The sequence below is a fragment of the Candidatus Nitrosopumilus sp. bin_7KS genome, from assembly GCF_054095835.1.
Genome location: NZ_JBSWSO010000004.1, coordinates 44,081 through 61,970 on the forward strand (window position 1 = coordinate 44,081; position 17,890 = coordinate 61,970).

Annotated in this window: 18 protein-coding genes and 1 tRNA gene; 11 read left to right on the plus strand and 8 right to left on the minus strand. The window is 32.9% G+C overall.

The window, feature by feature from the left end; translation table 11 throughout:
• Positions 1-98 precede the first annotated feature (98 nt).
• Genes ACW9W4_RS03495 through ACW9W4_RS03515 form a run of 5 tightly spaced genes read left to right on the plus strand, consistent with a single transcriptional unit; the run spans position 99 to position 7,533 of the window.
• A complete protein-coding gene (locus ACW9W4_RS03495) occupies positions 99-1,025 on the plus strand; it encodes a methyl-accepting chemotaxis protein (RefSeq protein WP_457761129.1) in 927 nt (308 codons plus the stop codon).
• Between the two features lie 31 nt (positions 1,026-1,056).
• A complete protein-coding gene (locus ACW9W4_RS03500; protein ID WP_457761130.1) occupies positions 1,057-4,848 on the plus strand; it encodes a S8 family serine peptidase in 3,792 nt (1,263 codons plus the stop codon).
• 42 nt (positions 4,849-4,890) lie between these two features.
• On the plus strand, positions 4,891-5,496 hold the full coding sequence (locus ACW9W4_RS03505) for a twin-arginine translocation signal domain-containing protein (RefSeq protein ID WP_457761131.1): 606 nt from the start codon (positions 4,891-4,893) through the stop codon (positions 5,494-5,496).
• The gene (locus tag ACW9W4_RS03510) at positions 5,480-7,075 is read left to right on the plus strand and encodes a cytochrome b (RefSeq protein ID WP_457761132.1); all 1,596 of its coding nucleotides are present in this window, start codon (positions 5,480-5,482) and stop codon (positions 7,073-7,075) included. Before ACW9W4_RS03505 ends, ACW9W4_RS03510 begins: the two co-directional genes overlap by 17 nt.
• On the plus strand, positions 7,072-7,533 hold the full coding sequence (locus ACW9W4_RS03515; protein WP_457761133.1) for a cupredoxin domain-containing protein: 462 nt from the start codon (positions 7,072-7,074) through the stop codon (positions 7,531-7,533). The genes ACW9W4_RS03510 and ACW9W4_RS03515 overlap by 4 nt, the downstream gene beginning before the upstream one ends.
• Here ACW9W4_RS03515 and ACW9W4_RS03520 read toward each other — a convergent pair.
• The 4 genes from ACW9W4_RS03520 to ACW9W4_RS03535 all read right to left on the minus strand — a co-directional run bounded on the left by ACW9W4_RS03520 (position 7,530) and on the right by ACW9W4_RS03535 (position 10,137).
• Complete coding sequence (locus tag ACW9W4_RS03520) at positions 7,530-7,880, minus strand: hypothetical protein (protein ID WP_457761134.1); 351 nt, start codon at positions 7,878-7,880, stop codon at positions 7,530-7,532. The two genes, ACW9W4_RS03515 and ACW9W4_RS03520, sit on opposite strands and share 4 nt — an antisense overlap.
• Before the next feature lie 39 nt (positions 7,881-7,919).
• Positions 7,920-7,994: transfer RNA gene (locus ACW9W4_RS03525), tRNA-Arg, on the minus strand.
• A 33-nt stretch (positions 7,995-8,027) separates the two neighbouring features.
• Positions 8,028-8,870: a DNA-3-methyladenine glycosylase 2 gene (locus tag ACW9W4_RS03530; protein ID WP_457761135.1), complete on the minus strand. Its 843-nt coding sequence runs from the start codon at positions 8,868-8,870 to the stop codon at positions 8,028-8,030.
• 1 nt (position 8,871) lies between these two features.
• Complete coding sequence (locus tag ACW9W4_RS03535) at positions 8,872-10,137, minus strand: MBL fold metallo-hydrolase (protein WP_457761136.1); 1,266 nt, start codon at positions 10,135-10,137, stop codon at positions 8,872-8,874.
• A 113-nt stretch (positions 10,138-10,250) separates the two neighbouring features.
• Between ACW9W4_RS03535 and ACW9W4_RS03540 the strand changes: the two genes are divergently transcribed.
• Together ACW9W4_RS03540 and ACW9W4_RS03545 are read left to right on the plus strand one after the other, a co-directional pair.
• Complete coding sequence (locus tag ACW9W4_RS03540; protein WP_179362500.1) at positions 10,251-10,463, plus strand: hypothetical protein; 213 nt, start codon at positions 10,251-10,253, stop codon at positions 10,461-10,463.
• Between the two features lie 141 nt (positions 10,464-10,604).
• Positions 10,605-10,907: an ATP-binding protein gene (locus tag ACW9W4_RS03545; RefSeq protein WP_007403030.1), complete on the plus strand. Its 303-nt coding sequence runs from the start codon at positions 10,605-10,607 to the stop codon at positions 10,905-10,907.
• Positions 10,908-10,945: 38 nt separating this feature from the next.
• On the opposite strand, the gene tgtA is transcribed toward ACW9W4_RS03545, so the two are convergent.
• Together tgtA and ACW9W4_RS03555 are read right to left on the minus strand one after the other, a co-directional pair.
• The gene (gene tgtA, locus ACW9W4_RS03550; RefSeq protein WP_457761137.1) at positions 10,946-12,457 is read right to left on the minus strand and encodes a tRNA guanosine(15) transglycosylase TgtA; all 1,512 of its coding nucleotides are present in this window, start codon (positions 12,455-12,457) and stop codon (positions 10,946-10,948) included.
• A 31-nt stretch (positions 12,458-12,488) separates the two neighbouring features.
• A complete protein-coding gene (locus ACW9W4_RS03555) occupies positions 12,489-13,037 on the minus strand; it encodes an adenylate kinase family protein (RefSeq protein ID WP_457761138.1) in 549 nt (182 codons plus the stop codon).
• A gap of 73 nt (positions 13,038-13,110) precedes the next feature.
• On the opposite strand from ACW9W4_RS03555, the gene ACW9W4_RS03560 reads away from it, so the two are divergent.
• Both ACW9W4_RS03560 and kae1 read left to right on the plus strand, forming a co-directional pair.
• Positions 13,111-14,298: a redox-regulated ATPase YchF gene (locus ACW9W4_RS03560; protein WP_457761139.1), complete on the plus strand. Its 1,188-nt coding sequence runs from the start codon at positions 13,111-13,113 to the stop codon at positions 14,296-14,298.
• Position 14,299: 1 nt separating this feature from the next.
• Complete coding sequence (kae1, locus tag ACW9W4_RS03565) at positions 14,300-15,283, plus strand: KEOPS complex N(6)-L-threonylcarbamoyladenine synthase Kae1 (protein WP_457761448.1); 984 nt, start codon at positions 14,300-14,302, stop codon at positions 15,281-15,283.
• Here the strand turns inward: kae1 and ACW9W4_RS03570 are convergent.
• A complete protein-coding gene (locus ACW9W4_RS03570; RefSeq protein WP_457761140.1) occupies positions 15,280-15,603 on the minus strand; it encodes a hypothetical protein in 324 nt (107 codons plus the stop codon). The two genes, kae1 and ACW9W4_RS03570, sit on opposite strands and share 4 nt — an antisense overlap.
• Positions 15,604-15,640: 37 nt before the next feature.
• Here ACW9W4_RS03570 and ACW9W4_RS03575 point away from each other — a divergent pair, with 37 nt between their 5' ends.
• Positions 15,641-16,261 (plus strand): KEOPS complex kinase/ATPase Bud32, encoded by a 621-nt coding sequence (locus tag ACW9W4_RS03575; protein WP_457761141.1) that lies wholly within the window; start codon positions 15,641-15,643, stop codon positions 16,259-16,261.
• Positions 16,245-16,793, plus strand: coding sequence for an RdgB/HAM1 family non-canonical purine NTP pyrophosphatase (gene rdgB, locus ACW9W4_RS03580; protein ID WP_457761449.1), 549 nt, complete (start codon positions 16,245-16,247; stop codon positions 16,791-16,793). Before ACW9W4_RS03575 ends, rdgB begins: the two co-directional genes overlap by 17 nt.
• On the opposite strand, the gene twy1 is transcribed toward rdgB, so the two are convergent.
• On the minus strand, positions 16,771-17,802 hold the full coding sequence (twy1, locus tag ACW9W4_RS03585) for a 4-demethylwyosine synthase TYW1 (protein WP_457761142.1): 1,032 nt from the start codon (positions 17,800-17,802) through the stop codon (positions 16,771-16,773). The two genes, rdgB and twy1, sit on opposite strands and share 23 nt — an antisense overlap.
• Between the last annotated feature and the right edge of the window lie 88 nt (positions 17,803-17,890).

The window sequence follows — 17,890 nt, forward strand, 5'->3', positions numbered from 1 at the left end:
ATGCACAATTTTTTCACAAGTAATATCTAGGAGAAGATTGAGAATAAATTAAATTGAAATTTCAAATTATTCTTTCTATTTTTTTCCTAATTATACTAATGAATATTCCAAATTCATTTGCAGAAGAACTTGAACTTTTTACAAACAGCAAGGTCTATTCCCCTGCACATAATCTACAAGTATATGGTAAAGGATTACCTGAAGAAAATTTAATTATTAGAGTTTTTGCTCCAGATGAAACAATTACAAAATTTGATCAAATTACCACAAACTCTGATGGCACATTCAACTATGCATTGTTAACATGGCCTGAACCTTCTACTGATTTCCCATATGGAACATATACTGTTGAAGTAATTAGTACAGAACAAAACGGTGTTTCAAAAAAAATTGATATCAAATTTTCATCTACAACTGATTTACTTGATGTAACTGTTGAAAGATTTGTAAATACACTAGTTTTTGCTCCTGAAACTGCTGCAAAAGGTCATCCTATTCGAGTTTTTGTACAGACAACAAGTGATGGATTGCTGATTGGAGATGAGCCTAGCAAATTATTGGGCACAACTCACGTCCACCTACCTTCTGGAGTTTCTGTAACTTTATCTAATTCATTTAAGACATTGCATCAGGGATTATACTATGTTGATTATACTCCAATAGAAGAAGGAACTCATGTGTTTCATGTGGTTGCATTTAGTCAAGGAACAACATCACATGGGTCAGCAGCTACAACTGTGTTGAGTCAAGATCTTGGGGGGATTTCAAATCAAATAATTAAATTAAATTCCATTTTAGATCAAACATCGGATGAACTTGAAATTTTAAAATCTGAAATAAATGGATTTGACACTACTCTAAAATATGCAAGTACCCAAATTGATGAAAATATTGGTACGTTTGCACTTTCTGCAAAATCTATCAGTGAATCTTCTGCACAACTAAATGCATTATTGTTGCCAATCATTGCATCTGTGGGACTAATTGTTGCACTTCAAATAGCAATTTTAGCTAGAAGAAGATAGTTATAATAAGATAAGAATAGAAAACAAATCAATGCCCAAAGTGGCTATACTCTTTTCAATATTATTATTTTCTCCGATGATAACTAATTCACATGCTTTCATTCCAGTTGATTTAAAATCTGAAATTGATGATTATTCTTTAGTTTTTGATTCTGATATTGTGGATATTGATTCTAATTTTTTTACTGAAAATGATTTTAAAAGATATTTAATTTTTGGAGACAAATTGGTAAAAAATGATTTTTCAAAAACTAATTCATTATATGGAATTCAGTCGGATACTGGATTTTTTTCTGTTGCTATACTTACAGAAAACTCTGCATCTAACTTGGTTTCTCAAGGATACTATGTTGTTGAAGATTTTAAATTAGATTTTCATTCACAAAATAATAAAATTCAAGACGCTTCTAGAATTGGAGAAATCACTGGATCAAGTTTAGCTAAAACAAAATATAATTCATCAGGAAATGGTACTGTAATAGCAATTGTAGATACAGGTGTTGACTTTTCAAATCCTGATATCCAACATTCACTGGCAAGAAATGATCTCAATCATCCTGTAATGCTTGACCCTGATGGACAAGGCATTGTTTTAACAAATGCAACTTTTTTTGCATATATTGATAAAAATGAAATAATTCGAAATTATAGTAACCCGATCCCCTCTCACATGACATCATCTGCGTATGTTACACGAGATGGTGTATTCCTTGATGTATCCCAAGGGGGAAAAGGTACTGACATACCGATTTACAATTCATTTTTTCCACAAATTGGTTCATCTGTAATATTTAATGGAACACTTACAACTGATATGAAAATTGGTGATGATAATAGAAATTATATCAAATCAAAAAGTGGAGTTTATCATCTTGGTGTGATCTATCAAGGCGGATTAAGTGGATCATTAGCTAGAATACAAGTTGTTCCAGTATTAGTTGTTGACTCATTTATTCCTGGAGTATATGATACAATAATCCCTGACTTGAGTACATCTTGGGAAGATTACACAAGATTTGATTTAAAATCTGGACAAAAACCAAATTATGATTTTGATTTTACTGATGAGAAACCAATAGTTTTAGGAAGTGGAAAAGAATTCCTTGTTTATGATTCTAATCAAGATGGAAAAAATGATTATAGTGCAGGAACATTTGGTGCACAAGTTCTTGATGTTTATGGTGTAATTAGAAATAATTCAACTGACATTGATGATACTTTGAAGGCAATCAATGGAACTCTTTTACCTCCTTTGGATTCTAATGGTGAATTTTTTGGTTTAATGACTGATTTTATGGGACATGGAACTTCTAGTGCTGCATCAGTAACCTCACGTGGTCAAGAAACCTATGACATTTACAACAACTCAAAAAAATATTCTATTACTGGTGTAGCTCCTGATGCAAAAATTCTACCAGTAAAGGCATTATGGTTTGGAGATACTGTATATGCTTGGTTATGGTCTGCAGGATTTGAAAACAATGAACATGCTTGGGAATATACTGGGAATCCAAGAGCTGATATCATTTCTAATAGTTGGGGCGTATCTAATTTCCCATCCTTTAAAGCATCACCTGGAATGGATATACTATCTCTAATTTTGAGTGTACTTGCAACACCTACTTCTTTAGATGATGATTATCCTGGCATTACTATAATTTCTAGTGCAGGAAATTCAGGTCATGGTTATGGTACAATCGGGTTGCCAAATGCTTCTCCATTTGGAATATCTGTTGGTGCTACTACAAACAATGTCTTTGTTGGCTATGGCCCTTTCAAGGATCAACCTAGATTTGGAAACACAACAATTCATTCAAATAATGTAGTTGATTTTTCTAGCAGAGGACCAGGTACGATAGGAGATCCAAAGCCTGATGTAATGAGTATAGGTGCCCATGGTTTTGTACCATCTAATGTACTAAAAATAAATAAAGATTCTAAAAATGAATCTTTTTCATTATTTGGTGGCACTAGCATGGCTGCACCACTTGTATCTGGAAGTGCAGCAATACTAATTGAAGAATTAAAAAAACAATCTAAAGACTATGATTCCTTTTTGATCAAAAATATTCTCATGTCCACTGCAAATGATTTGCAAAATGATCCATTTACTCAAGGTTCTGGTTTGGTAAATATTGAATCTGCACTAAATTATGTTAATGGTGAAAATGGAACTTTTATTGTTTACAATGATGGTTCATATGATAATATCAAAAACATTCTAGAACCTGCAATTCAAAAAGTTAATTCTACTAAAATAGGATTTGAAAAGTTCCAACTACCTTCAAAATCATTTCCAATGACAAGTTGGTATGCAGGCCAATTATTATCTGGAGATAGAACTACAACAACTTTTACAATTGACAATCCGACCAATGACACTCTTTCAATAAATGTAAAGCCTCAAACTCTATCATTAATTTCTAAATCTCAATTTAATGGAACAACAATTGTAAGACAACAGGATACTTTGATGAATAAAACTGATACATTCATTCCAAATTATGTTAAATTATCTGAACTTGCAAATCAAGATGAACTTGGAAGATTTTTTAACAATGATGATCCAATTCCTGATGAATCATCACTAATGATATTAAATCTAAATTTTCAATTTAGTGATTTTATGAATAATACTTCAGATATTTATGCCGATGATCTCAAAATCTCTTCTCTTTATCTTTATGATTGGGTTGATAACAATAACGATACAAAAATTACTAGTAATGAATTATCTCTGGTGAATAGAGCTGGTTCTTGGGGAACTGTTCAAGAACTTAGAGTTTCACAACCAAATGAAAAATTTGATGGTGTTCCATTAGTTGGAGTTTACCCTGTTCCTACACGTTATTCTTACTGGCTTGGTGATACTAAATTAAATTCCACTTCCATGGATTATACAATTTCTGCTAGCCATTATGAAAAAGAAAAATGGCCTATCCTTTGGTCTGAATCTGAAACAATTTCAGTTTCTCCTCAAAGTTCATCAACTGTTGATGTTACTTTGGTAACACCAACTGATTTTCAAACAGGTGTGTATCAAGGATTTTTAACTTTTGAAGGTGAACAACATATTGCAAATGTTCCAATATCTTTTGTAATTAAACAACCTATAATTGAAAATGATTCTACTGTTTTGATTAAAGGAACACAAAGTGATGATGTTCTTTATGGAAATGGTTACACAAAAGGTGCATTTGATATGGCTAATAGATACATGGCAGGAGATTGGAGACAGTACTATTTTGATATTCAAAATCCATCTATCAACGCTGCAGCAATTGAACTTTCTTGGACTAGTAATGACACAAACCTATCTGTGTTTGTAATGAATCCTTTAGGAGAAATAATACAAACTAATGTTCCATCTGGGGTCTTTGGTCATTTTCTGGGATGGGCTTCACTTGATTGGTTAGGAAGTTCAATTTTTAGTCAAGGTGGAGGTTTCTATCCTGTGAAAAATAAAGATGACACTTCAACTGTTCTCTATGTTCCAATTAACCAAACTGGTACTTACACACTATTGACACACTCTACATTATTTGGAGGTTCATCAACTACCGAACCAATCACACTAGCAGCTAAATTCACACATATTTCTGCTGAAATGTTTGATTCTCAAGAATCTGTCAATGTAAAAGTAAAACCAATACCTGCAAAAATCGATGATACATCTGAAATTATATCTAAAATAGAAATCAAAGATCCAAATAATATGAATTCTGATCTTCCATTTGGTACTGGAATTGCAGTAGGAATAGTCATTGGAATTGCGATCGGGTTAGTTTTCATTTTTATCATTAGACAAAAACATCCAAATTAACTGAATAAGGTTTATAAGCAATTTGTCGAGTACGAGAGCTGAATGTCAGAACTGGGGACAAAAAAGTCTGGCGGATTATCCCGAAGAGACTTTCTAAAATTAATAGGAGCAGCAGGCACAGGATTGGCTTTTGCTCCATTTGTCCCATTTGGTAATTTCATGCCAAATCCAAATCAGGCCTCTCTTGAAAGGGTCCCAGTAATTCTACCTGATGGCACTCAAGCAAATATCAATACTTATCCAATTAATCATGCCGAAGTAATTACATATCCGGCAACTGGTGATGCAGCACTAGATGCAGAAGCATTTCGTAAATGGCAATTCATTAGATTACCAAAAGAACTAGGTGGTGATAAAAAAGATACTAGTTCATTACGAGCTTTTAGTATGATCTGTTTGCATCTTTGGTGTTTATGGAAATATTGGCCTGATGAAGGAAGAAAGAGAGGTGAATGTCCTTGTCACGGTAGTATGTATGATCCAATGACTGGAACGGCATTTGTTGGTCCTGCATCAGTGCAAGCAGCACCATCAAACACGTTACCTAAATTAACTTTAGATATTGATTCAGATGGCTTTGTATTCATCATGCCACCAAAGTTTAACGCAAATGAAAATGGAGTAATTGGATATGGCCGTTTCGCTTGAGAGAAGAACTGGGGTTGTAGCATTCCTTTATTGGCTTTGGGATGGTGTAGACAGAACTATCTTTACTGCAATTAAATTTTCATTCCCTGCAAGATTTGTAAGTCCATTTGGATTTTTAGGAATGCTCACATTCATCGTTTTCATTATTCTTGGTGTGTCAGGAGCTTTACTGATGTTTTACTATCAACCGATTTTAGATAGAGCTTGGGACAGTGTTCAATTCATTAATGATGATGTTCCATTTGGTTTTCACATTAGAAACATTCACTACCATGGCTCTAATGCTATGGTGCTTCTTGCTGTTCTTCACATGTATTACCAATACTTTAGTGGAAGATACAAAATCAGAAATGAAGTTTTATGGATGACAGGTGTTATTCTTGGAACTGTTACTATTCTTGAAGCATTTACTGGATATGATGTAATTTTTAGTGAAAGAGCAGAGCTTGCGATTAGTATTGCGGCGTCGTTAACAACATCTATCCCTGTAGTGGGGCCTACAATTCGTGATGCGGCGCTGGGAAGTGGTTTCTCGGACTTTGTATTAAGATTCTATGCACAACATGTATTCTTGCTACCTATTGTTATGCTTGGATTAATGGCAGTGCACTTCCCAAGATTCTTGGTATTTGATGTTCCTATGGTGATGGCAATTGGTGGTGCTATTTTGATCACTGGTGGTGTATTCCCAATTGATATGGGATTCAAGTTTGAACCCACGGTACCGCCCGGTGTTACAGTTCCTGAATGGTATCTTACAGGAATCTATGCATTCATGAGGACGCAATATGACAAATTTGTTACAGGTTTACTGTGGCCATTATTATTCATCATATCGTTTGTATTGATTCCATTTATCGATAGATACAAGAAATTCTCTTGGAGAGATAGACCAATCATCACTGCATTTGGAATTACAAGCCTTGCTCAAATTATGGTTACGACCTATTGGGGATTCTATATCTCACCCGATACAAAATTACCGTTAGTTGAGCGTTTGGTAATTGATCCAATCTTCTTCTATTCCACAATGATATTGTTGGTACCTCTAGGGTTTGGATTCACATACATGATGATTAAATTAGCAAATGAAGCTGAAAGAAAATCAAAACTTGCTAAAAGTAATGGTCCACAAAAAGTAGCTACCATCAATTTATCTGAAAAATGGATTAACTGGTTACTAATTGCACTATTGGCGTTCCAAGTGTTCCTAAATATTGCAGCATACAATGCAGCATTGACGGGAATGAAGAATGTTTCATTGTTCTTTATAGGAATTATACTGCTAGTATTTGCAGCATTCTTCCATGTGTACAGATATGCAATGAGTCAACAAAAGAATGCACCCCCACCTGCACCTATACCTGTAGTTGAGGAGAAACCAAAACTTGCAGAACCTGAAGTATCTGTAGAGCAGAGTAAACTTCCAGAAGGTGAAAAAATATCTGATGCAAAACCTAATGCAAAAGAATTAGCTCCTGAAGTACCAGTACCAAAAACTCAAGCAGATATGGGTGTTGGTGCAAATAATAATTCAAATATTGGCTCTAACGATGTTGATGGAGTGAAAAAATTATGAGTGGTCCCACATCAAGTCATGCATATGGAATTGGGATGATTGCATTAATCATTGGCATGTCTGCATCTGTTGTATTTTACACCTCATTTTATCTTCCAGAATCATTGGCAAAGCCATCTGTATCTGATCATATTTTACATCCGGAAGATGATTTTATTATTGAAATTGTCCCTGGTGCAGTTGTAGAAGGAAATCCAAACTATGTTCCAAACAAGGCTGTAGTGGCGTTGACTATAAACAACAAAGTGATTTGGCAGAATAATGATGATACTGCTCACACTGTAACTCCTGATCATAGACAAACAGATAGCTTCAGTGGAGAATTTGGTTCTCCTGGAGTAATGAAACCTGGAGAAACTTATGAATTCTTATTTACTGAACCACAAGATGTACCATACCACTGTACACCACATCCATGGATGGAAGGAACTATTTCTGTGGAATTAAGTAGATTCTAGTTAGAATATTTTGCAAAAATTATCTGACTTTCAATTTCTTTATGTTGCTCAATAATTGATACTCTAAATTTTACTTCATATTCCTGACTTGGTTCAAAATTAATTATTGCAGTAAATTCTGCTTTATTTTCAGGCATTACATCTTTGTTTATGAATAACCTTGAAACATTTTGTGATATTTTTTTTTCATTATATGATTTGTAAATAATATGTTCGTTTGAATCTAAAATTGTGGTATTAACTACTACTCCATCATATCGTCCTGGATATGAAACTAATATGGTTCCTTTAATTTCAGAATCTTGATGAATATCTGTTGAATTTAACTTGAATTCTAAATCTTTCACAAAATTTTCTTTTTAAATTGGCATAATAATTTTGTTAAGTGGGCCCAAAGGGCTTCGATCCCTTGACTTTTGGATTAGAAGTCCAACACGCTATCCATGCTGCGCCATAGGCCCAAAAACCTAGAAATTAATTACCATTTTAAGGGTTTACAGCCACTTCTTTTGGTAATTTTCTCTTTCCATTTTGAAAAGAAACTGTTGTGCATATCCTGCATATGGCCCAAAATGATTTACAATTTTTTCATGAAGAATTTCATATTGTTTTTCAGTAATTGATTTTGTTTCTAATTGAAATTTATCAGAATAATATTTTTCTAATATCCTGATCATCCATCTATCTAATGGAAAGGATTCTAATTTGTCTAATGAAAATAATAAAATACAATCTGCAACTTTGTTTCCCACACCAGGAATTTTGCAAATCTCTTTCTTTGCCTCTAGGTAATTACATTTCTTCAAGTATTCAAAATTTATTTTTTTTAAAGCCATCATATTTGCAGCTTCTTTGATAAATTTGGCACGGTAACCTACCCCACAACTTTTAATTTCATTTATTGATGCTTTGGCAATTATTTCTGGTTTTGGAAATAAAAAAAACTCTTGATCATCAAATTCAGCTTTTTCTCCAAACTTTCTTGATATTTTTTCCAAACTATTCTTAATTTTTTGGATATTAGAGTTTGATGATACAATAAAAGAAATTAAACATTGAAATGGATCTTGCTCTAGAATTCTCAATCCTAAATATTGTTTTACAGCTTTATTGGTAACACTATCTCTAGAAATTGATTTAATTATTTTTTCAATATCATCTCTTTTTCTGAAAAAATCTGGTTTTGTATTCTGATATGATTTAATTTTTCCTGTTTTTGAAATTTTTAAAATATCTTGTCCATTAACCCCATACCACATATCCTTGTTTTTTTTCCAAAGAAATACTTGGCCACTATTAATTGAATTTTCGACATTTATTGTACAGTTATTTTGCATCTCACACAGTTATTTCGTCATTAACTGCAGGTGCATGTGTTTCAAAACCAAATTTTTCATGAATTTCTTGAGCAAACATTTCACATGATTCTGAATCCCCGTGCACTGTCCACACCTTTGGATTTCCTTTTATTTTCTTCATCATTTCAAACAACTCTTTTCTGTCTGCATGTCCTGAAAATTGAAATTGTTTAACTTCTGCTTTAACATGTAGATCTTTACCTCTGGTTGAAACCATTCCTGTGTCTAGTAGTTTTTTACCTGGTGTACCTTCTCCTTGATACGATACAAGGGCTATCCCATTTTTACTATCAAAAGATAGTTGTTGTAAATAATACACAGCATTTCCTCCAACTAACATACCGGCTGGAGATATTACAACGCAAGGTTCTCCCATTGCACGTTTTCTTTCTGCATGTTCTCTTATTGCAGTTGCACTTTTGATAGCTTCAGAAAATATTTTGGGATCTCTTAGATATTCTGGATGTTTGAACATTATTTCATTAACTTTTAGTGCCATTCCATCCATGATTATTTTATGTTTAAAGTTAGAACTTCTCAAAATACATGCTATTTCTTGAGAACGCTCTACAGAAAATGATGGAATAAACAAAATTCCTTTTCTATCCATTACTTCATTTGCAAATTCTATTAATTCAGTTTCTGACTCTTTTCTTGATTTTTGTTGTGTTTTTGCATAAGTACTCTCAGTGATCAGCATATCAATTTCTCCAATATCCATGTCCATCTCTCTAAGCATTCGAGAACCGTTTGTTTTGATATCGCCTGTGTAGAAAAGACGTTTTTTCTCAGATTCTACTAATACAGTACTTCCACCAATCACATGCCCTGATTCTCTGAACTCAAAAGTTGCATTTCCTTTAGTTACTTTTTGTTTAAATCCAATTTCCTTTGCATTTTTCATCATATTGTTTAATTCAGGTAAATCAAACGGATGTGCATTTTTTTCAATTTTTAACATATCATTAATCAATAATTTTGAAAGGTCAAATGTTGGAGGTGTAGCGTATACGTCAGTATTTCCACTAACAAATAGAGATGGAACGTTCCCTGAATGATCTAAATGTGCATGCGTGATAATGATAGCATCCAAATCCTTTGGTTTTACATGAAGCGGATATTGTGGAGGTGAACCTCTTCTTCCAAACATTACTCCATAATCAAGTAGTAGTTTTGTACCATTACAGTTGACTAAAAATCCTGATCGGCCTACTTCGTTTGCAGCACCTAAAACTTTAACATCCAAGAATTAAAATGACTTTTTATCTACCTTAAAACCTTCTTAGCAGCGATCCGATCATAACGCCTGTCGTGGAATCTACAAAAGCTTTAATTAGTGTAAGCTAAGATCCGATCCTCATGGGAAGAAGTTTCGCAGATTGGTTAGCACAGCAAGACCAAGCCGTTGTCTCAAAGACACGTGCTGGTGATGAAGCAAACAAACCACTCTTAAATCAACTCAACTGGATTTGGGTAAACAATCTTATGAATAAGAAAGCAGACCTTAATCCTTCTTCAGCAGAACTACTTGACTGGGTAACCTCTGGTCAAATAGATGCAATGAGAAAATAAACGTGCACAACACGTTGTCTTTTTGTTTTTTAAATTCCTTAATCTAGATTCTGCGCATACATTTTGAGTCGATCATTTTCATAACAGGGTTATGAATTTTGATCATGGTTTAAATAGGTATCAAGCAATCTAATCATTGTAATGCCAATAGCAATACTTCCAGACATTGATGAACAAAGATGTATCGGATGTGCACTATGTGTAGAAATCTGTACAACTCTTGGTCCTGATGTCCTTAGAGTCAAACCTGTTGAAGGCTGGAAGAGAGGTAAAGCATTTGTTTTCTACCCAGAAAGATGTATTTCTGATGGTGCATGCATAGGTGTATGTCCAACAAAATCAATCTTTTGGATGAGACCAATGAATTACACCGCTGGACAACCAGTACCTCTTCACAAAAACGGTATCTTCATTAAAGGTTGGGCAGAAGACGCCGCTCTATAAGCAGCATCTTTTAGCACATTCTTTTTTCTTATTTTTAATTACTCTTGAGATTTTTTCTTGATCTCTTTTGGTAAACTCTTTACAAAATATTTTAGAAATTTATCTTCTTTATCAAAATAAATTTCAGAAAATTTATTGTTTGCAAAAAACTCATTCCATGTTTTTTCAAATACAGGGAATTCATTTGGTTCAAAATCTATTCTAGAAGTTTCATGATGTGCTGCTGGAAAAATATCTGAAATCTCAATTGGTATTAATCCTAAAAGAGGATTGTATTGGCAAACTTGAAATGATTCAAAATCTTTAGTTTTCTTTTTTAGTCCAGCATATTCATGTGAAAGATATCCTGGTTTTGAACTTGATTCTTTGGTTATGATCAATTTCTTTTTCTTTGATTTGAATTTTCTAACTATTTTATGGAATGATTGAACTTCTGGTCTATATTGATCCTCTTTACTGAATAAGAAAATTGCCTTTTCTTTAAATTTGGGAGTCCCTAAACCTAAAAACTGATAGTTTTCAGTCATAACCTCAATCATTTCAAATAACTTTGGATGTGCTCTTGCCTTTTTAATCACATACTCCCATAACCTTCCCTCATAGATTGCTTGTTTTACTTTGTCAACTTCTAGTTTAATTGCATACAAATTATGAACTGCTAATTGATTGATCTTTTCAGTGGCTTCTAATTGACGAAATTCAGCTGGAGTATATTTTGAACATATTTCACAATTACATGGAAATGTGGAAATATCTGATAAATATCGTGTACCGTCATCTGTGATGTATCTAAGTTGTTTTGCATAAAGCATGTATGATGCTGAATCAAAAGTATCACATCCCAAAGCTATTGCAAATGGTATGGTGAGAGGATGTCCTGCACCAAATAGATGTAAAGGAATTGAATGTGGCATCTGTTTTTTTGCAGCCACTATCATCTGTGCTAATAATCTATATTCGTAGGACTCCATAAATTCAACTGGGCTTCCTAGTGCAAGCATCTGAAATCCCATGTTGACTAAACTTTTTGTAGATTTTCCAACAAGATCAAAATGTTCTCCTCCTTGAATTGGACCTATCCAAATTTGACCATTGTCTTCACTATCCTTTAGAGTTTGTTTACAAACATCTAGAGTATGTTTTACGTAGGCCTCTGCTTTTTTAATTGGCATTCCATATCCTGTTGGTTTATCAAGTGGAATTGCAAAATCAGTTAAGATACCTCTTTCAAAGTTTGCCATATCTGGTGGCAACACATCAACATCTCCGTATTCAAGAACTTGATAACCTCCAGAATCTGTCATTACTCCGCCATCGAAATTAATTATTTTGTGAATTCCTTTCTCAACTGCTTCATCACCATAGCTATTTTTTGTAATGTAGGCATTGGTAATTACTAAATCAAAACCAATCTCTTTAATTTTTTTAGATGGGATTGTCTGTTTGATTGGATGAATAACTGGTACAAAAGCTGGAGTCTCAATTTCACCATGATTGGTATACAAGGTCCCAATCCTTCCGGCTAAATCAGTTTTAGAGATTTCAAACAAGTAATTACACAAATTCAAAGGCGTTATTTAATCAATCAACAAAAAATTTTCCTAAATCATTATTTTTTCTCACTATTTCTAGCCAATCTACTACTTCATTTCCATTTTTATTCATAATTACACTCATAGTTTTTTCAAACACTTCTGCAACTGTTTTCCCACTGACATTAATCTGAAATGTTTTTTCTTGAAATTTACCCATTGCATCATTTGTTATAATTCCTAAAATTTCGCTACCTGCATTGTCTCTGATTTTATCATCATCATATTTTCTATCTTCGTAAACTGAAATCAAATCATAGGGACTCCTTCGTAATACTATCATTATTTTTACTTGGTTTTTTCTTAAAACATATGGTGCCAAATGCCCGACGATAATACTATTTTCCAAAGTTTTTGATTCAAGAATTTTTTCAAGCGTTTCAACATCTACATCATTTGTATTTCCATTTTTTTCAAATAGTCCAGAATCTTTTGCAATTTTATTAATATCGATTATTGATAGTTTCATTTTATCTGCAATTAGTTGTGTGATTGTGTGCTTTCCTACACCTGGATTACCTGTAATTGCTATTGACATGATATGAAATCATGATTAACCAGATTAAACGATTTCTGCAATACTAATAAGTAGAATTAGATTTTTGACAGTATTGCAAATTGGTTTACTAGGAAAAGCAAATGTTGGTAAATCCACATTCTTCTCAGCTGCAACTGAAACACCTGTTGCAACAGGAAATTTCCCTTTTACAACAATTGAACCTAATGTAGGAGTAGCATATGTTAAAGCAGATTGTGCTTGCAAACATTTTGAAATTAAACATGAAAATGAATTATGTGTAAATGGTACACGCTTTATTCCTGTTAGACTAATTGATGTTGCAGGGTTAGTCCCAGGAGCTCATGAAGGTAAAGGATTGGGAAATCAATTCCTTGATGATGCACGACAAGCTGAAGTTTTAATTCATGTTGTAGATATTGCTGGAACAACCGATATTCAAGGACAACCAGTTCCAGTTGGAACGCATGATCCATTAGAAGATGTTGCCTTTGTTCAAGATGAATTTGATCAATGGTTTGCAGATATTTTAAAAAGAGAATGGGATAAAATTACAAGAGAAATAGATCAAAAACGTGCAAAACTAACTGATGGTATTGCAAAAAGATTTTCTGGATTGGGAATTAAAGATTTTCAAGTTCAAGAAATTCTTCAAAAATTGGGGTTCATGGCTAAAAATCCAAAAGAATGGGTAGATGATGACATTGAAACTTTTGTCAAAGAATTAAGAAAGAGTACAAAGCCTATGATTATTGCAGCAAACAAGGCAGATCTTTGTCAAGACTTGGACATAATTACGAAAATTACTGATAATGTAATTCCATGTAGTGCTGAAACTGAACTGCTTTTACGAAAAGCATCAAAAGCTGGAATTGTAAATTATTCTTCTGGAGACGAAGGATTTACTCCTGTTGAAGGAAAAGAAATTCCTTTACCACAACAAAAAGCACTTGATTTAGTAAAATCGGTTTTTTCAAAAATTAATTCTACGGGAATTCAAAAAATTCTAAATACTGCTGTTTTTGATTCTCTAAAATATATCGTTGTGTATCCTGTAGAAGATGAAACTAAACTTACTAACAAAGACGGAGTAATTTTACCTGATACAAAATTAGTTCCACAAGATTCAACTGCTAAAGATTTAGCAGGATTGATTCATGCAGATATCGCAAAGGGATTTTTACATGCAATAGATTGTAAAACAAAACAAAGGATTAGTGGAGATCAAAAACTCAAAAATGGCGATGTAATCAAAATTGTTTCTACATTAAGTCGTGGTTGATATGTTGGGATTGGGAATAGAAAGTACTGCTCATACATTTTCTTGTGCAATAATTGAAAAACGTGGGAAAAAAGGAAAAATTCTTTCAGATATTAGAAAAATCTATCGACCTGAAGAGGGGGAAGGGATTCATCCTAGAGAGGCATCACGTCATCATATTGAGAATAGTTCCCAAGTACTATCTGATTGTCTTCAAGAAGCAAATATCACAGTCAAAGATTTGGATATTGTTTCATATGCTGCAGGACCAGGTTTAGGCCCATGTTTACGTGTGGGTGCTATAGTTGCTAGATCTCTTTCTTCATACTACAAAATTCCAATATATCCTGTAAATCATGCAATTGGACATATTGAATTGGGAAAATTACTAACTGGCTCAACTAACCCTCTAGTACTTTTAGTATCTGGAGGGCATACTATGCTTTTGGCATTTCTAAATAAACAGTGGAGAGTATTTGGAGAAACATTGGATATTACTTTAGGCCAATTATTAGATCAATTTGGACGTTCAATTGGATTTGCATCTCCATGTGGAAAAAATATTGAAGAGTTAGCGTCTACATCTTCAAACTATGTTACATTACCCTACTCTGTAAAAGGTAATGATGTATCGTTTTCTGGATTATTGTCTGCAACAAAATCAGTTGCAACAAAAAGTAAGGTAGATGCGTGTTATTCACTTCAAGAAACTGCATTTGCTATGATAAGTGAGGCAGTAGAACGTGCTCTATCCTTTACAAGAAAAAAAGAATTAATGATTGTTGGAGGAGTTGCTGCTAACAAACGATTATCTGAAATGCTAAAAGATGTTTGTAAAAGACATGGTTGTAAATTTTTTGTTGTTCCATTAAAATATGCTGGAGATTGTGGAAGTCAAATTTGCTGGACTGGTTTATTAGAGTCTCAAATAAAACCTGGTGTAGAATTAAAAGATACGTTTGTTACACAATCTTGGAGATTAGATTCTGTTAAAATTGATTACTAATTTTTGTTTTCACCAATGGTCTGTTCAATAATTTTAACCCAACTTTTAGTATTGAAGACTCCGAACTTGTAAGTTTGTTCACCATCATCTGTTTTTGCTGTAAAACATACTTTTTTCATCAATAATCCTTCTTTCCATGTTTTTGTTACTTTATCTAACGAAATATCTAATACTGTATCTCCAAAATGTTTAGAAAAGTCCATTATTCTTGCATTAGTTTTATCAAATGCTAATCTTTTGTTTGTTAATGTTAGTATTCCTGCACCTAGATTATCTTCACTACAATCTTCTTGCTTGATTCGTTTTTCTCCTTCATCCATGATTAATTTTTATTGAATTCCTCTGGATATAATGTTAATGAAATTAGTCAAAAAAGGTGCTGAAGCAGATTTGTATCAAACTAAATGGCAAAATTCAAAGGCGATATTAAAAATTAGAAAAATCAAAACATATAGGAATTCTTCTCTTGATTCAAAAATTCGTAAACAAAGAACTATCAAAGAATCTCAAATGCTCTCACTTGTAAAATCATTTGGAATACCTACACCTCTCGTATACTTTGTAAATTTAGATAAAACATCAATTACTATGCAAGAGATTTCAGGGACGCCAGTACATGACTTGCCTGAATCAAAAATTATAGAATTATCAAAAGACATTGGGAAATTGGTGGGTACTTTACATAAGAACGGAGTAATGCATGGTGATTTAACAACTTCAAATTTTATTTTGAGTAAAAATACTGTATATGTAATTGATTTCGGATTATCTCAAACTTCAATTAAGCCCGAAGATCATGCTGTTGATTTGAGATTAATTAAAGAAATTCTTAACAGTGCTCATGCCAAAATTATGTTACTTTCATGGAAAAATTTTCTCAATGGTTACAAATCTGTAGTTGGTCATGCCTATTATTCTAAAATAACTAAATTGGTCTCAGAAATAGAAAGTCGTGGAAGATATGCGCAAGTCGTTTGATCTATTTTTTGTATCTTCTAATAATCACAAATATCAAGAAGCTAAGATTATTTTAGATTCTCTGGGAATTGATATTGGATATTTAAAATCAAATTTAGAAGAAATTCAATCAATCTCTCTTGATACTATTGCAATGGCAAAAGCTAGAGATGCATTTTCTAAATTTAAAAAACCTGTTATTATTGAAGATGATGGTTTATTCATAGACTCAATTGATGGATTTCCAGGTCCGTACTCTTCATATGTTTTCAAAACAATTGGGAATAAAGGAATTTTAAATTTATTAAAAAATAACCGAAAAGCAAAATTTGTTTCAATTATTACTTATTGTGATAAAACAATTTTACAATCGTTTGTAGGTGAGCTAGATGGAAAAATATCTAAAATTCAAAAAGGTAAAGGTTGGGGATTTGATCCAATATTTATTCCAAATAATTCCAAGAAAACATTTGCAGAATTAAATAATAAAAATGAATTATCACACAGATACAAGGCGCTAAAAAAATTCTCTAAATGGTATTTGCATAAGTAGGAATAAAACGATCAATAAATCGTTCGTTATTTTGTAATATTGATATTCTTGAAACAATACTTTCATCCATTATTGAAAATATTTTACTTTGCTTTGCAATTTCTTCACTAAACCTTTTCACTTCTTCCATTTCTAACATGTTTGTATATTCTAATCTGTTTGTTGAGCGTCCAATATGCATGTATGATTTTATTTCGATAAAGTGCGGACTTGCTTTTCTAAACATTTCTGCAAATGCTGGAATTGATTCTTTTTGATCATTATGATCCCTGATCAATGTAATTCTTAACACTGTCCTTGTTTTCAAATCTTTTAACATGTCCAGTGTCCTATTCCATCTTTCCCATGAATCATCGTATCTTGGCTTGTTTATTTTTATAAACGATTCATAGTCTGCAGCATTGGTTGACAGATACAATTGTGTTGGTAATGCATCTTCGTCTTGTAATTTTTGAATCATATCTGGCTCTTGTCCATTAGTTACAAGAAAAATTGATTTTGTTGCTTCAAATGTTTTTAGATATTTAATTAATTCTGGAAGTTTAGGATACATTGTGGGTTCTCCAGAAAGTGAAATGGCATAATGTGCAGGCAATAAAGATTCATCTAATCTTTCTTTGTCATTTCTTGAATCACCGTAAAACCCATTGATCAATTTTTTTCGTTCAGCCATCAATTTTGTTAAAATCTGTTCTGGTTCTGCAACTTGTTCTGGTTTCATTTGCATAGAATCATAAAATTCCATTGGTCTCCAACAATACACACATCTATTTTCACAATACATGCCAGCAGGGGAAAATTCCATACATCTATGAGTTGAAATTCCATAAAACTTGTGTTTGTAACAACTACCTTCATGCTTGAATGATTTTTTTGTCCAATGACAAAGTCCTACAGTTGAATGATCTGCTACACCGTACTTTGCTTTTTTTAATTGTGCGGTAATTACAGGTCTGATCTGAAGTAATTGCTCATCGTCCTCTTCGACAGTTTCTCCAGAGCAACTCATTAGTTCAGATCGTGTTCTGGTTTACTTAAATTGATCGAGATTTTTGTCCAACATGGAAACTTTTCTCAAATCTATTGATATTTTTAGT